Below are 14,942 nucleotides of genomic sequence, written 5' to 3'. Positions count from 1 at the left end.
AGAGTTTCATTCAACTGTCAACTCTCTATGTTACTGAGTGTTGAATTAATCAGCACGTCGCCAAATTGTGCCTTGGCGAGTATCTTCTAAAACGACACCTTGATCGAGTAAAGACTGACGAATACTATCGGCTTTTGCAAAATCTTTAGCCTTTTTCGCATCAACACGTTGTTGAATAAAATCTTCAATTTCTGTATCAGAGAGATTAAGTGCTTCTTGACCAATATCAGACTTTAAAAAATCTTCAACATCATGTTGCACTAGACCAAGAATGTTCGTCAGATAACGTAGCGTTGAATAAAGAATAGTTGCTTGTTCAGCCTGTTCTTCTTTAACCGCACGATTTAATTCTTTATTGATTTCAAATAGTACTGCGATTGCTTCCGCAGTATTAAAGTCATCACGCATTGCACTGTTGAAGCGTTCAACAAGATCTTGCGCTAAAGTTTCAACTGTTTTTTGACCATAAACTTGCTGATAAGCTTTAAATGAATGATAAAAACGACTTAGTGTGGTCTTTGCTTCTTTTAATGCAACATCAGAGAAATTGACAGGGCTACGATAATGTGATGAGACAATAAAGTAACGAATCACTTCGGGATGGAATTTTTCCATGACATCGCGAATGGTAAAGAAGTTGCCTAAAGATTTAGACATTTTCTCGCCATCAACATTGATAAAACCAACATGCATCCAATAATTTACATATTGTTCACCTGTTGATGCTTCACTTTGTGCGATTTCATTTTCATGGTGCGGGAACATGAGATCTGAACCACCACCATGAATGTCGAAATGATTGCCAAGGCAGCAAGTCGACATTGCAGAACATTCAATATGCCAACCTGGGCGGCCATTGCCCCATGGTGATGCCCAAGCGGGTTCATTCTCTTTAGCATGTTTCCAAAGAACAAAGTCAAAGGGATGTTTCTTTTCAACTTCGACATCAACACGCTCAGACGCACCCGCTTGCATATCATCCAGTTTACGACCAGATAAACGACCGTATTTATTGAACTTGCTCACCTCAAAATAAACATCGCCATTGGCCGCAGGGTAGGCAGCCCCTTTATCAACCAAGGTACCAATCATATTTTGCATTTGATCAATATATTCAGTTGCTTTAGGCGCCTCATCAGGTTCAGCACACCCTAAGTTAGCCGCATCTTCATTCATTGCTTGAATAAAGCGCGCGGTGAGTTGTTGGATGCTTTCGCCATTTTCATTGGCACGGGCAATGATTTTGTCATCAATATCGGTAATGTTGCGAATATAGCGAACTTTCCAACCTTGGCTGCGTAGAAAGCGAATGATGTAGTCAAATGCAACCATAACCCGAGCGTGCCCAATATGACAGTAATCGTAAACCGTCATACCACAGACATACATATCGATTTGACCTTCTTTACGTGGGACAAATTCAACTTTTTTACGTTGCTCAGAGTTATATAGAACAAAAGGTTGCATAAGGGTTTTCAAACACTCTACAAAAATCGTTATTCATCATAACGTATGCATCATATTTCATAAAGTTATCAGGCGAAAAAAATGGAGGAGTGCTAATCATGATTGGCTCAGTTTAAATCTAATCGATTGTTTCCAAACGGTGTCAGTTTAAAAAATCTATAAAATGAGTACGATTCATATTTATCTATATTGTTTACAGGGAATAATTTAATAATTCAGTTTACAGATTAGTGATTAATTCTATCGAATTTATAGCGGCTGTGATTTGTTTAACATAAGTTCAATCTCTCTTCATTTTCGATGAAAACTACTACATTTAGAAACGTGTATATTTTTCAGTTATGCTAGAATCTGTATCATTCTTTTGATTAAAATCATCTGCCTTCAGGTGGATAGCGTATTATTCTGGGTCAAACTCATATGTCACAAGCCATAAATTTTCAAAAAAGCGCATTAGAGACCCTGCGAATTGAGCAACAAGCCTTAGAAGTTCTTGCAACACAAATTAATGAAAGTTTTGATCGTGCCTGTGAAATTCTTTTGCAGTGTAAAGGGCGTGTTGTTGTGACGGGTATGGGCAAATCAGGTCATATCGGTCGGAAAATGGCAGCGACATTTGCATCAACTGGGACACCATCATTTTTTATGCACCCAGGTGAAGCGGGGCATGGTGATTTGGGTATGTTAGTGCGTGGTGATGTTCTGATTGCCATTTCAAATTCAGGCAAAAGTGATGAAATCATGATGCTCATGCCGTTAATAAAACATCTAGGCGTACCATTAATTACTATCAGTCGTGATGATAAAGGACCAATGCCACAGAATGCGGATGTTGCATTGACATTAGGTGAGGCGGATGAGGCTTGTCCTCTAGGTTTAGCACCAACGTCTAGTACGACTGCAACACTTGTTTTAGGTGATGCATTAGCTGTCGCATTGTTGGAAGCACGTGGTTTTACTGCCGATGATTTTGCTCGTTCCCATCCTGCGGGAGCATTAGGTAAACGCTTACTTTTGCATGTTAAACATTTGATGCATACAGGCATTGAATTACCCAAAGTTAAACCTGATACACCGATGAATAAGGTGTTATATGAAATCTCAGATAAACGTTTGGGTCTTACCACGGTTGTTGATGAGAACGATATTTTATTAGGTATTTTTACTGATGGTGATTTACGCCGAATGATTGATCATCAACAAGGTTTTGATGTAAATCTACCTGTTGCTGAAGTCATGACCAAAAAACCACTCACTATTTCTCAAGAAGCCCGTGCGGTGGAAGCATTGGAAAAAATGCATGAGAAAAAAATTAACCAATTTGTAGTTGTTGATCATACCAATAAAGTGATTGGTGTGATTAGTATGCATGACCTTATTCAGGCAGGAGTAAATTAAGCCATGGCATCTTATGCTTTACAAGAACAAGCACGTCATTTACAAGCATTAGTGCTTGATGTGGATGGAATCTTAAGCGATGGCTTTGTAACCTTAACAAACTCAGGTGATGAACTTAAATCATTTGATATTCGTGATGGTTTAGGTATGAAATTAGTTCAACAAGCAGGAATGAAAGTGATTATTATCACTGGACGTAAAAGCAATATTGTTGAAAAAAGAATGACAGATTTAGGTGTTGATCTTATTTTTCAAGGGCGAGAAGATAAAGGTGTGGCATTACGTGAAGCATGTGCTCACTTAAATATTTTACCTGAAGATTGTTTATATATGGGCGATGACTGGCCTGATTTATCTGCATTTGCGATTGCTGGCATGAGTATTACTGTTCCCAATGGGCATGAAGAAGTTCGTCGTCGTGCAAATTTAGTCACTCAAGCGATGGGTGGACGTGGCGCAGTTCGAGAAGTATGCGATATGCTCTTATTTTCAAAAGGCGTTTACCAAGAGCTACTTGCAAAATATTTGGCTGTACCACATTAATAGTAGCGTGAATTACCCAAAGGTCAGGTAACTCTGTTTATGGATACCAAGGTTTTATATGTTGTCGCTGTTTTGATTGCTGCTTTAAGTGGTGGCTATTATTATTACAGCGGCAAAGCAAAAAAGTTGGATGTTGATTCAGCGAAAAATATGACTTATTCAGCGCAGGGTGTTCACTTAACACAGACTGATGAGCAGGGTAATTTATACATTCGGGCTGAGGTGAAACAGTTGCAGCAAAATATGCAGCAGAAAACATCACAACTTGATCAATTAAATGCCGTGATGTACAAGCAGGGTAAGGCTGATGCAACGTTTTATGCAAAACAAGCACAAGGCTATGACGATAATACAAAGATCATATTACAAGGCAATGTCGTTGCAACTAAATTGTCTGATCAGGGGAAAATGGAGTTTCATACTAATGAACTCACAGGATATCCAAAAACCAGAGAATTAGAGACACAACACCCAGTCACTGTACAAACGCCAAGTTCTGAGTTTGTTAGTCAAGGTCTAAAGGCAAATTTGAATAATGGTCAATATGAATTCTATAAAATTCGAGGAAAGTATGCGCCAAGCTCTTAATTCTAAATTTCGTTTCACTTTCCTAAAACAAGTCACTTGTATTGCCGCTGTAGTATTTTCTTCGGCTTCAAGTTTTGCTTTGCCATCAGACCGTAGCCAACAGTTATCATTGGTTGCTGATCGTGCAACCTATAATGATAAAACGGGTGTAACAACCTATACGGGTAACGTAGTGATCGAGCAAGGCACAATGAAGCTTCAGGCTGATTCTATTATTGCGACATTGAATAGCAAAAAAGAAATACAAACGATTACAGCTAAAGGTCAGTTGGCAAAATTTCAGCAGCAAATAGATGCTAAAAAAGGTTTAGCACGTGGTGAAGCGCAGACCATTGTTTATAATGCCGATACAGGAATTATTACTTTGACTGGTAAGGCATATCTGTATCAAGATGGTTCTAGTATTCGTGGTAATAGTTTGAAATATAGTATGAACAAAGGTGATGTAGAGGCACAAGGTTCTTCATCAAATCGAGTTCAAATTATTATTCCGCCATCAAGTTCTAAGAGTTCTCCAGGGGCGCGTGATTAATGGATCAATCAGTGCAGCAATCACAAACTTTATGTATTAAACACCTAGCTAAAAACTATAGTAAACGTTGGGTGGTAAAAGACGTGTCATTTACGATGCAAAGCGGTCAAATTGTCGGTTTACTTGGACCAAATGGTGCAGGTAAAACCACAAGTTTCTATATGGTTGTCGGACTTGTTCGTATGGATAAGGGTGAAATCCATTTAGATAATTTAGATTTATCTGATCTAGCGATGCATGAGCGGGCACGTAAAGGTATTGGATATTTACCACAAGAAGCATCAATTTTTAGGAAGCTCACAATTTCCGAAAATATCATGGCAATTTTGGAAACGCGTAAAGATCTAAATAAACAGCAAAGACAGCAACGTTTAACTGAATTATTGAATGATTTTAAAATTAATCATATTAAAGACTCCTTAGGAATGAGTGTATCTGGTGGTGAACGTCGTCGTGCTGAAATTGCTCGTGCCTTAGCCGCTGACCCCAAATTTATGCTATTAGATGAACCATTTGCAGGGGTCGATCCAATTTCTGTAGGTGATATTAAAGATATTATCCAGACATTAAAGAGTCGAGGAATTGGTGTTTTAATTACTGATCATAATGTACGAGAAACCTTAGCAATTTGTGAAAAAGCTTATATTGTCAGTGAAGGTTCTGTGATAGCAGAAGGAACTCCGCAAGAAATTTTAGATAATGAGCAAGTACGTAAAGTGTATCTAGGCGATGACTTCGTTGTTTGAATCAAATTCAATCAAGAGAAGAGAGAACCATTTATTGGTTCTTTTTTTATCTAAAATTATTATGAATAATAAATAGATACGTGATTAATGCATTTAAAACTAAAAGGTTTTAATTTTTAGATGATTGATTTTTAATTAATTTTTACTTTTACTTTATGCTGTTGTTTGCGCATTATTACGAAACTATTTTACAAAAAACAAACACTTAAGTGTGTCCGAATTAGCTGAAAGAGCATAGTTTTTTGTTGGAAAAAGTGAGTAGAATGATTGTGCTTTTAAACGATAATAATATGAAAAGAATATGAGCATAAAGAAAGATATAAACGTCAATAGTAGAACATGGAAAATATATGGAGATATTAAGTGGCTATTTTCTATAGCACTTTTATCGGTACCGATTACGCATGCTGAGACACCCAGTGAACAGTACCATACTTTAAAAAATAATTTGTCGCAGCTGTTTGCACCAAAAAGTAATGAAGACTTTAAAATTGCGAATATGCAGAGACTAAGCAATTTTTCGTTTAATCCTTCTAGTGTTGAATTACCTGTAGTTGGTGCTGGTCATGCGATTGATACAGTTCCAAGTGCTTTATGGCAAAGCCAGCTGAAGGTTTTAAAAGATGCGGTAAAAGTAGTGGTGCAGAGAAATCCAGAAATTTCCCAAACACTCGCGACTTTAGCAGCACAAAATGCAAATATTGATGTTGCAAAAGCGGGCTACTATCCACAGATTACTGGTGGCGTTAACACTGGTGATTTAACAAAAAAAGCAGCTCGTGGACAACAGATCCTTGCATTAAATGCGACACAAATGCTTTTTGACTTTGGAAAAGTAAAATCAGGTGTCAACACGGAACAGGCAAAACTTTCATTAGAACAAGCAAAAGTGCTTATTAAAATTGATGATATTTCATTAGATGTCGCTCAAACAATAATTAATATACAACGTTATCAGAAGCTTATTCAGATTGCGAATCAACAAATTTCTGGAATTCGACGTATTCAAGAAATGGCAAATTTAAGAGCAAATGCAGGAATTAGCAGCCAAGCGGACCCAGTACAAGCACAGTCTTATTTACAGTCTGCTCAGTCTGCTTTAATTGCGCAGCAATCTTTACTTGCCCAATATCAACAGCATTTAAATACTTTACTTGGGTTTGATGTAAATAACGTGCAATGGGCGATTCCAGATGATTTGGTTCAACAGTCAGACTTATATTCAGCCCCACAATTTAACATCATTCCTCAAATGATTGCTGCACAAGCAGGAATTGACGTTGCTCGTTCGCAGAAACAGCAAACACAATTAAGTCGATATCCTACATTATCTGTGAAAGGTGAATTGAGTCAGGCTTTGCATGGTCGAAACCCGAATAATGATAAAGAGGGAGGTTTCGATAGTGCCATTATGTTGGAAGCGACCAGTCAGTTTTATCAAGGTGGTGCAACATCCTCACAGATTAAAGCGGCTAGCTTTGCCGAAGAGGCTGCTAAAGCTCAAGTCAATGCAGTCTATCTACAAGTACTTGACCAGATTCGGACGAGTCGGGAACAAATTGAAAATAAACAAAGACAAATGCAAGTTCTCATGAGTCGTCAAGCGACAACCGTGAGAACAAAAGAACTTTATCAAGAGCAATATAAATTAGGTACACGATCACTTGTAGATTTATTAAATGCTGAACAGGCAATTCACGGCGCAAATTCTGAGTTAGAAAGTGCACGTTACGATATTTATAGCAGTATTGCGCAATATATAGCGACCACAGGACGTTCGCGTCAAGCCTACGACTTAAATAATATACAAATTCAGGGGTTTGAAGTTCAGCCATGATGACAAAAATAAATTATCAACCGTGGTTGCAAGCGGTATTAATGATTGCAAAGCATTATCGTATAGAACCGTCTGAAGAACGTGTACGTTTGCAACTTGATTGGAATCAAAATCAAAATTTAGATGAAATTCTATTATTAATGTGTCGACAAGTTGGTCTTCATTTACGCAAAGTTAAGTTTAGTGATGATGTGGTCAATCCATGGCGTTTGCCCGTGATTGTTGAACTGAATGATGGTCAAGTTGGTGTTATTGATAAGGCTGATACAGAAGGTAACGTCAGTGTTCAATTAAGTGGTGATCAAGGGCTATCGCAAAAATTTGCTGTTGGAGCACTTAAACATATTGTCAAAGGTGTTTATATCCTTCGACCAGAAAAATCAGTGCCAGATGCACGTATTGATGAGTATATTAAGCCTTATGAAGCAAGTTGGTTTTGGTCAATTGTATTACAAGATTGGAAGCGTTATATCGATATAATGTTTGCCTCTCTTATGGCTAATATTCTGGCATTAGCCACCATCATTTTCTCTATGCAAGTATATGATCGGGTCGTTCCATCGCAATCTATTCCAACACTTTGGGTACTTGCGGGTGGAGTATTCATTGCAGCAATTTTTGAATTTGTTCTCCGTGTTTCGCGTGTTTATTTGTCAGATATTATTGGAAAACGTGCTGACTTACGTGTTTCGGATCGTGTATTTGGGCATGCCTTAAGAATCAAAAATAGTGAGCGTTCCAAGTCAACAGGAACATTTATTTCTCAGATTCGCGAGCTTGAAGGTGTCCGTGATCTCGTGACATCTACTACTATGGGGGCAATTGCTGATTTACCATTCTTCTTTTTATTCTTGGTTATCTTTGCAATTATTGGCGGTAATTTATTTTGGGTGATGCTCATTGTTGTCCCGTTGATGATCTTACCTGGCATTTTAGTACAAACTAAATTAGCTCAACTTGCTCAAGAAGGGATGCGTGAATCTTCTATCCGCAATGCAATTTTGGTTGAAGCAGTTCAAGGTATTGAAGATATTAAATTATTACGTGCAGAATCTCGATTTCAAAATCAGTGGAATCATATGAATGAGGTTTCTGCTGATATTAGTATGCAGCAACGTAAAATTGTTGGTGTTCTAACTGCATGGACTCAAAAAATTCAAGGTTTGACTTATGCTGCAGTAATTTTGGTGGGATGTTTTGCGGTGATGGATGGTGAAATGACCACAGGTGCTCTTGTTGCTTGTTCAATTTTATCATCACGCATGTTGGCACCTATTTCTCAAATTACGGGTATTTTAGGACGTTTACAACAAGCCAAAGTTGCGAAAAAAAGCCTAGATGAACTCATGCAAAAACCTGTAGATCAAGCTGATCAAGCTCATTTAGTGCATAAAGAAGTCTTAAACGGTGAGTATGAACTTAAAAATGTAATGTTCCAATATACTGAAGAAGACCCAAGACCTAGCTTAGCAATTCGCCAATTAAAAATTAAAGCGGGTGAAAAAATTGCGATTTTAGGTCGTAATGGAGCAGGTAAGTCGACATTATTGCAAATTCTCTCGGCGATGCAGTTTCCTACCAATGGCTCAGTTCATTTAGATGGCTTAGATATTAGTTTAATTGATCCTGCTGATGTGCGTCGGGATATGGGATTATTGAACCAAAATGCGCATTTATTCTATGGAACAATTCGTGAAAATTTAACGCTTGGTGCACCCTTAGCACGTGATGAAGATATTTTAAAAGCCTTAAAAGTTACGGGTGCTTTAAGCTTTGTACAAGAGAAAAAAGAGGGTTTAGATCATTTAGTTTTAGAGGGAGGCGTTGGGTTTTCTGGAGGACAACGACAGGCATTATTATTAGCACGGTTGCTTATTCGTCAACCTAATATTTTACTTTTAGATGAACCTACAGCTGCAATTGATGATGTTGCTGAGAAACAATTGATTGATCATTTAAAAGGTTGGCTTTCTCACCGAACTTTGGTGGTGGCGACTCATCGCCGTGCTGTTTTAGAATTGGTTGATCGTATTATTGTCATGAATGATGGCAAAGTGGTGATGGATGGACCTCGTGAACAAGTATTAAACCAATCTACTTTACAACAAAAACAAGTTAAGCAAGGGGATAATTCATGAGTCAACTAGAACAAGCGAATAGCCGTCCCATGAATGTTACCTATAAAGAACCAAGTTTACCACGTTCTAGCTTTGTGATATGGATTGTAGGAATCGGTTTACTTGTACTTCTAATTTGGGCGTGGTTGTTTAATTTAGAAGAAGTTTCAACAGGGACAGGTAAAGTTATTCCATCCTCTAAAGAGCAGATCGTTCAATCACTTGAGGGTGGTATCTTAACGAGATTGGATGTTCAAGAAGGGGATATTGTGCAAAAGGGGGAAGTTTTAGCTCAACTTGATCCAACACGTTTTGCTTCGAATGTTGGTGAATCCAAATCACTTCTTGTTTCATCTCAAGCGACAGCAGCCCGGTTGCGTGCAGAAGTAAATGGAACACCTTTGGTTTTTCCTGAAGAAGTTTTAAAAGAACCAAAATTGGTTAGGGAAGAAACCGCACTTTATTACTCTCGACGTGAAAATTTGGAACAGTCGTTAGCAGGTTTTCAACAAGCACTTAAGCTTGTGCAACAAGAGTTGGTAATGACAGAACCGTTAGTTGCTAAAGGCGCAGCAAGTGAAGTTGAAGTACTAAGATTAAAACGTGAAGCGAATGATTTACAAAATAAAATGAACGATACCCGTAATCAGTATTACGTTAAGGCAAGAGAGGAGTTGTCTAAAGCGAATACGGATACTCAAACTCAACAACAAGTGGTTATGGGACGCAGTGATAGTTTACAACGTTCGGTTTTTAAAGCCCCTGTTCGAGGAATTGTAAAAGAAATTGATGTTACGACTTTGGGCGGGGTCATCCCTCAAAATGGTAAATTAATGACGATTGTCCCATTGGAAGATAAGCTATTAATTGAGGCACGTATTTCTCCAAGAGATATTGCATTTATTCGTCCAGGACAAGAAGCATTGGTAAAAATCACAGCTTATGATTATTCAATTTATGGTGGTTTAAAGGGTAAAGTGACGGTGATTTCACCCGATACGATTCGTGATGAAGTGAAGCAGGATCAATTTTATTATCGTGTCTACATTCGCACAGATTCTGATAAGCTCAAAAATAAAGCAGGAAAAACCTTTGGTATTACGCCAGGCATGGTTGCTACGGTTGATATTCGTACTGGTGAAAAAACAGTGATGGATTATTTATTAAAACCATTTAATAAAGCAAAAGAAGCCTTACGAGAACGTTGATTCTGATTAAACCTAAACCTCGCTTAAAGCGAGGTTTTTTATTGTCGTGTGAAAAGTTATAATCTCTTTTTAGTTTGTATTTATGTTTTATGCCTTTCACTATCGCAAATACAGTTACTTTTGAAGAAGACATTAAAAAAAGTCGTTTCCAAGCGATTGCCGCAGTTGTTGAGAATGAGCAGCAAGTTAAAAATTTTCTAGAACACACCAAAGATATTTCAACTACACATCAATGCTGGGCATGGAAAATTGGGCATCATGTTCGGTTTAATGATGATGGCGAACCTTCCGGCACCGCAGGTCGCCCCATTCTTGCCACCATTGAAGGCAATGATTTAACCAATATCATCGTATTAGTCAATCGTTGGTATGGTGGGGTTAAGCTCGGTACAGGTGGTCTGGTCAGGGCGTATGGTGGATGTGCAGGTCAGTGTTTATTGCTTGCTGAAAAAATCGAATTGATTGAGAAAAAACAGATTCGTTTTGCTTGTCTATTTAATGAATGGGCAATTATCCAATATGAATTAATTCAACAACAGATTGAATATCAAGAGAGCTATATTGAAACGGGTGTTGTTATTGAAGCACGATTACAAGTACATCAAATTGAACCTTTAAGAAACAAGCTTCAAGATGTGACACGTGGGCGTGAATCACTGAAAGTGACTGAGGAACAAGAGCATGACAACTGATCCTTTATTAAAATATCGAGAACAGCACAAGCATCGTTTGAATTATATGCCTTGGTTGTACTGGTCACTTAAGCCTAAACATCGAGAGTGGGCAGATGTATGGCAGGCTGAATATCAAGCGTATTTGATGGAAATGGAAACTATAGAAATCGGTAAAAATTGTTTCATTTCACCTTTAGCACATATTTTTGCTGAGCCTGGTCGCAAGATCAGCATAGGAGATAATACCTTCATTGCAGCTGATTGTACTTTACATGGACCTTTAGAGATTGGTAACGAAGTCGCGATTAATCATCATTGTATTTTAGACGGTGGTCGAGCAGGGATTAAGTTACATGATCAGGTTCGAATAGCAGCTTATAGTCATTTATATGCATTTGATCATGGAATGGATTTAGACCGACCCATATACCAACAAGCTGTTACCTCCAAAGGAATTGAGATTGGGCGAGATGTATGGCTAGGTGCTCATGTTGGAATAAAAGATGGAGTGAAAATCGGACATCATGCGGTTGTGGGGATGAATAGTATGGTCACTAAAAATATAGAAGATTTTGCAATTGTGGCAGGTAATCCAGCTAGATTGATTCGTTATCGTACTGAATAAAATCAATTAAAAGCTCATGAGATTCTATACATAAATTTAACCCACCATACTTTGATCTGTGATAAGTTAAAAATAAGTAGAAGACCTAAGGTATATACCTAAAGAGAGGCGAAAATGAACCGTGTCATTGCATGTATCGATTCTTCACCCTGTATTGATGCTGTTGCTGAAGCGGCAGTTTGGGTTGCTAAGCAAACTCAAAGAGAATTAGTACTGTTGCAAATTCTGGACTATTATCCCGCAAGTTATCATTTAGGTGAAATTAGTGGCGTAATTGGTTTTGAAAGTAATGCGATGTTACTCAAAGAATTAGCTGAGTTAGAGCAAAAGCAAAGCGAGCTTGCACTCGATTATAGTAATAATTTACTCAAGCATATTTCAGAACTTATAGAGAAACAATACGGTTTAATCAGTACCAAGATTCAAGAAAAGGGAGACTTTCTTGAACAGAGTTTTAATATTCTGAAAGAAAATGATGTAGTAATTATTGGCCGTGTGGGTGAACGAGCAGCAGAAAAGAATAAGCCGATTGGTAGCAATGTTGAAAACTTCATACGCGGCGCGAATTGTACAGTGATTACAGTGGGAGAGCATTTTGAACCACCGAAACGTTTTATTTTCGCTTATGAGTATTCACCTACCTGTCAAAAAATGCTGCAACGTATAGCACAAAGTGATTTATTGAAAAAATTACAATGTCATTTGCTTTATGTCGGTGATCATCCAGAAATGCTGGCAGAGCCAGAAAAATATTTAAAAGATGCGGGTTTAGATGTTATACCAATTTATCGCTATGGGGATGTTGCACAAAATATTCTTGAATATCAACGAGAACATGATATTCAACTGATTGTTTTAGGTGCTTTTAGCCATAGTAAAATTCATCAATTTTTCTTAGGCAGTATTACCACAACCATCTTCCGTAATGCCAATGTTCCTTTGCTTGTAGCTAAGTGATTCATTTTCTTCTATATAGTTATCCGCAATTATTGTGGATAACTATATGGAAAAGCACTGTGGATAAATATAATTTATTGATATTAAACAACTAATTTTTTTAGATTGTTTTTTGATCTTTATTTCACGATCGCAATTGCAAAACCATCATGCCCTTTAGATCCTACTGTTTGTAAAGCTGTGCAAGAGAGTAGTTGAGGATGATCTTTTAATGCTGAGAATGCTTCACGAATGCCTTCAATACTAGGCTTCTTATTATTCTCATCTAAGATTGCACCTGCACGAATGACGTTATCAAGTACAATAATCGTACCTGAGTGAGAAAGCTTTAAACTTAATTCAAAATATTCACGATAACTTTGTTTATCGGCATCAATAAAAATTAGATCAAAGGGTTCACTGCCTTCAGCAATGAGTTGCTTCATAATATCTGCACCACGACCTTTCTTGAGCTCGATATTGGTTGGCATATTGGCAAAATCAATATTTTCCTGAGCAATAATGACGTGAGTATCTCGACCTTCTACCGTGAGTAGATAGCCATCTTCAGGTAATGCTTTTGCAAGCCAAATAGTACTGTAGGCACCAAAAGTTCCTAGTTCCAGTACCCGTTTGCATTGGTTCATCTGAATCAACATTTGCAAAAACATGCCTTGATTAGGCGCAACAGCCAAATGATTAGAAAACCCCTGAGTATCGGTGTTGTCTAATGCATGTTGAAGCCTTGGGTCTGTGGGAATTAAATGTGAATTGATATAGTCATCAATGTCGGTCCACATCTGTTGCATAATCAAGTTTACCTATGAATCTGTTAGCTGCATTTTAAACATTTATGCTTAGAGTGCAATTTGATTACTGAATTAATCACTACCATTGAAATAAAAAAGAGACCGTTTAGATCTCTTATCGATTTAAATTATTGTTTATTAGAAGTTACACATTGAACTATTGCGGGTGAGGTCAGGTCCCCAAGTTCGATAACCTTGAGTATCAATATGAATTTGACCAGAACTGTACAAGCCGATTCCAAGATTTAAACTCTGCCCATGCTGCATCCAAAATTGGCACAGTTTAAATTTGGTCTGTTCAATATATGCATAGTCTTGCGGTTGCGGAACTTCAGGCCCGATACGGAAGTCGATTGCTGAATTGAACAAATGCTTAGAAGAACCCGCACCACCTGCACATTGATTTAAAGGTAGATCGCGGTAAACAGAAGTTACTTCGAAATCAGTTAAAATCTTAGCAGCAATTAAATATTTAAAGACGCGTAAGGTTGAAAGTGAATTATTCCATAGCTCACGATTTGGCACCATATATTCTGAGCGACCACATTTTTGCCAATCTCTAGCGGTACGTAATAATTCAAAACTTGGAATAATATGTGCAACATTATTACGATTTAAAAACTGCTCGTATTCGCGGACGCGCGCGTAATTTTCACCTTGATTGAGCCATTGGCGATAAGAGTTCGGTTCAACTTTATTTGGAATTGGGCGAGTAAAAGTAACTTGTTCTTGAGGGATGTAAATTCTTTTACCTTGATTTTGATTCACTTTAGTGGCTGAACTGACACAACCGACCATCATCACAGGGATGATACAAAATGATAAGAGACCCTGTAATTTATTTCGCATCATAAAAAAGCAGTTCACAATCTATAAGTGATAGATGTATTATTTTAATGCAAAATAACGCACAAATAATGGTGCAATTGCAAAGAAATGTGTGATTCGAGTATAAAAAAAGACCAGTTAATACTGGTCTTTTCTATGATTATTTTTCTAAATATTGCAATTTATTTGGCTTGCCATTCCATTCTTCACGATCGGCAGGTTGTTCACCAATTTGAGTGATGTTATTACCTGCCCATTTTTCAGAGAGTTCAGCATTCAGCTCAATAAACGCTTCTTGACCTTCAGGTAGCTCATCTTCAGAGAAAATCGCATTTGCTGGACATTCAGGTTCACACAATGCACAGTCAATACATTCATCTGGATTGATGACAAGGAAGTTTGGACCTTCATAGAAGCAATCTACAGGGCAAACTTCAACACAGTCTTGATATTTACATTTAATACAGTTTTCTGTGACAACAAAGGTCATGGCGGCAGCTACCTAAAAAATATGGTTTTCATTTTGCATAGCGTATTTTAGGCAAAAAATACCGATAGAAACAATTCCTTTTATTGATATTTATTATTCGTATCAATGAAATGGACTTATTTATATGACTTTTATTGATAATAA

15 protein-coding genes are annotated in these 14,942 nt (G+C 37.6%); 11 read left to right on the top strand and 4 right to left on the bottom strand.

All coding sequences use genetic code 11. From position 1 onward, the window contains the following. Nucleotides 1-45: 45 nt before the first annotated feature. Nucleotides 46-1,467, bottom strand: coding sequence for a cysteine--tRNA ligase (gene cysS / locus IEV17_RS02730; RefSeq protein ID WP_004663033.1), 1,422 nt, complete (start codon nucleotides 1,465-1,467; stop codon nucleotides 46-48). Between the two features lie 420 nt (nucleotides 1,468-1,887). Between cysS and IEV17_RS02725 the strand changes: the two genes are divergently transcribed. The 11 genes from IEV17_RS02725 to IEV17_RS02675 all read left to right on the top strand — a co-directional run bounded on the left by IEV17_RS02725 (nucleotide 1,888) and on the right by IEV17_RS02675 (nucleotide 12,692). Further along, nucleotides 1,888-2,865, top strand: a complete 978-nt coding sequence (locus IEV17_RS02725) for a KpsF/GutQ family sugar-phosphate isomerase (RefSeq protein ID WP_004663031.1) — start codon at nucleotides 1,888-1,890, stop codon at nucleotides 2,863-2,865. 3 nt (nucleotides 2,866-2,868) lie between these two features. Next, the gene (locus tag IEV17_RS02720) at nucleotides 2,869-3,408 is read left to right on the top strand and encodes a KdsC family phosphatase (protein ID WP_004663029.1); all 540 of its coding nucleotides are present in this window, start codon (nucleotides 2,869-2,871) and stop codon (nucleotides 3,406-3,408) included. A 39-nt stretch (nucleotides 3,409-3,447) separates the two neighbouring features. Next, nucleotides 3,448-3,996: an LPS export ABC transporter periplasmic protein LptC gene (gene lptC, locus IEV17_RS02715; RefSeq protein WP_004663028.1), complete on the top strand. Its 549-nt coding sequence runs from the start codon at nucleotides 3,448-3,450 to the stop codon at nucleotides 3,994-3,996. Next, the gene (gene lptA / locus IEV17_RS02710) at nucleotides 3,980-4,528 is read left to right on the top strand and encodes a lipopolysaccharide transport periplasmic protein LptA (protein ID WP_004663026.1); all 549 of its coding nucleotides are present in this window, start codon (nucleotides 3,980-3,982) and stop codon (nucleotides 4,526-4,528) included. Before lptC ends, lptA begins: the two co-directional genes overlap by 17 nt. Continuing rightward, a complete protein-coding gene (gene lptB, locus IEV17_RS02705; RefSeq protein WP_004663024.1) occupies nucleotides 4,528-5,274 on the top strand; it encodes an LPS export ABC transporter ATP-binding protein in 747 nt (248 codons plus the stop codon). Before lptA ends, lptB begins: the two co-directional genes overlap by 1 nt. A 301-nt stretch (nucleotides 5,275-5,575) precedes the next feature. Beyond that, nucleotides 5,576-7,111, top strand: coding sequence for a TolC family protein (locus IEV17_RS02700; RefSeq protein ID WP_004663022.1), 1,536 nt, complete (start codon nucleotides 5,576-5,578; stop codon nucleotides 7,109-7,111). Then, entirely contained in the window at nucleotides 7,108-9,249 is a 2,142-nt protein-coding gene (locus tag IEV17_RS02695; protein WP_004663020.1) for a type I secretion system permease/ATPase, read from the top strand. The genes IEV17_RS02700 and IEV17_RS02695 overlap by 4 nt, the downstream gene beginning before the upstream one ends. Beyond that, the gene (locus IEV17_RS02690) at nucleotides 9,246-10,436 is read left to right on the top strand and encodes an HlyD family type I secretion periplasmic adaptor subunit (protein ID WP_004663019.1); all 1,191 of its coding nucleotides are present in this window, start codon (nucleotides 9,246-9,248) and stop codon (nucleotides 10,434-10,436) included. Before IEV17_RS02695 ends, IEV17_RS02690 begins: the two co-directional genes overlap by 4 nt. 89 nt (nucleotides 10,437-10,525) lie before the next feature. Continuing rightward, nucleotides 10,526-11,128 carry an IMPACT family protein gene (locus tag IEV17_RS02685; RefSeq protein WP_004663017.1) on the top strand — a complete coding sequence of 201 codons (603 nt, stop codon included), beginning with the start codon at nucleotides 10,526-10,528 and terminating at the stop codon, nucleotides 11,126-11,128. Then, nucleotides 11,118-11,735, top strand: a complete 618-nt coding sequence (locus IEV17_RS02680) for an acyltransferase (protein ID WP_004663015.1) — start codon at nucleotides 11,118-11,120, stop codon at nucleotides 11,733-11,735. Before IEV17_RS02685 ends, IEV17_RS02680 begins: the two co-directional genes overlap by 11 nt. 114 nt (nucleotides 11,736-11,849) lie before the next feature. Then, nucleotides 11,850-12,692: a universal stress protein gene (locus IEV17_RS02675; protein ID WP_004663013.1), complete on the top strand. Its 843-nt coding sequence runs from the start codon at nucleotides 11,850-11,852 to the stop codon at nucleotides 12,690-12,692. 119 nt (nucleotides 12,693-12,811) lie between these two features. On the opposite strand, the gene IEV17_RS02670 is transcribed toward IEV17_RS02675, so the two are convergent. From IEV17_RS02670 to fdxA, 3 genes are all read right to left on the bottom strand, one after another. After that, a complete protein-coding gene (locus IEV17_RS02670; RefSeq protein WP_004663011.1) occupies nucleotides 12,812-13,480 on the bottom strand; it encodes an O-methyltransferase in 669 nt (222 codons plus the stop codon). 138 nt (nucleotides 13,481-13,618) lie between these two features. Then, the gene (locus IEV17_RS02665; RefSeq protein WP_004663009.1) at nucleotides 13,619-14,332 is read right to left on the bottom strand and encodes a D-Ala-D-Ala carboxypeptidase family metallohydrolase; all 714 of its coding nucleotides are present in this window, start codon (nucleotides 14,330-14,332) and stop codon (nucleotides 13,619-13,621) included. Between the two features lie 136 nt (nucleotides 14,333-14,468). Then, nucleotides 14,469-14,798 (bottom strand): ferredoxin FdxA, encoded by a 330-nt coding sequence (gene fdxA / locus IEV17_RS02660; protein WP_004663008.1) that lies wholly within the window; start codon nucleotides 14,796-14,798, stop codon nucleotides 14,469-14,471. Between the last annotated feature and the right edge of the window lie 144 nt (nucleotides 14,799-14,942).

Source organism: Acinetobacter modestus, assembly GCF_014636095.1.
In the GTDB taxonomy this organism is placed as follows: domain Bacteria; phylum Pseudomonadota; class Gammaproteobacteria; order Pseudomonadales; family Moraxellaceae; genus Acinetobacter; species Acinetobacter modestus.
Note: the sequence above shows the minus strand (reverse complement) of the source record. Positions and strands in the feature narration are given on the sequence as shown.

Excerpts from the sequence above, each read along its gene's own strand:
- cysS (WP_004663033.1), bottom strand. The coding sequence starts at position 1,467 with ATGCAACCTTTTGTTCTATATAACTCTGAGCAACGTAAAAAAGTTGAA.
- IEV17_RS02725 (WP_004663031.1), top strand. The coding sequence starts at position 1,888 with ATGTCACAAGCCATAAATTTTCAAAAAAGCGCATTAGAGACCCTGCGA.
- IEV17_RS02720 (WP_004663029.1), top strand. The coding sequence starts at position 2,869 with ATGGCATCTTATGCTTTACAAGAACAAGCACGTCATTTACAAGCATTA.
- lptC (WP_004663028.1), top strand. The coding sequence starts at position 3,448 with ATGGATACCAAGGTTTTATATGTTGTCGCTGTTTTGATTGCTGCTTTA.
- lptA (WP_004663026.1), top strand. The coding sequence starts at position 3,980 with ATGCGCCAAGCTCTTAATTCTAAATTTCGTTTCACTTTCCTAAAACAA.
- lptB (WP_004663024.1), top strand. The coding sequence starts at position 4,528 with ATGGATCAATCAGTGCAGCAATCACAAACTTTATGTATTAAACACCTA.
- IEV17_RS02700 (WP_004663022.1), top strand. The coding sequence starts at position 5,576 with ATGAGCATAAAGAAAGATATAAACGTCAATAGTAGAACATGGAAAATA.
- IEV17_RS02695 (WP_004663020.1), top strand. The coding sequence starts at position 7,108 with ATGATGACAAAAATAAATTATCAACCGTGGTTGCAAGCGGTATTAATG.
- IEV17_RS02690 (WP_004663019.1), top strand. The coding sequence starts at position 9,246 with ATGAGTCAACTAGAACAAGCGAATAGCCGTCCCATGAATGTTACCTAT.
- IEV17_RS02685 (WP_004663017.1), top strand. The coding sequence starts at position 10,526 with ATGCCTTTCACTATCGCAAATACAGTTACTTTTGAAGAAGACATTAAA.
- IEV17_RS02680 (WP_004663015.1), top strand. The coding sequence starts at position 11,118 with ATGACAACTGATCCTTTATTAAAATATCGAGAACAGCACAAGCATCGT.
- IEV17_RS02675 (WP_004663013.1), top strand. The coding sequence starts at position 11,850 with ATGAACCGTGTCATTGCATGTATCGATTCTTCACCCTGTATTGATGCT.
- IEV17_RS02670 (WP_004663011.1), bottom strand. The coding sequence starts at position 13,480 with ATGCAACAGATGTGGACCGACATTGATGACTATATCAATTCACATTTA.
- IEV17_RS02665 (WP_004663009.1), bottom strand. The coding sequence starts at position 14,332 with ATGATGCGAAATAAATTACAGGGTCTCTTATCATTTTGTATCATCCCT.
- fdxA (WP_004663008.1), bottom strand. The coding sequence starts at position 14,798 with ATGACCTTTGTTGTCACAGAAAACTGTATTAAATGTAAATATCAAGAC.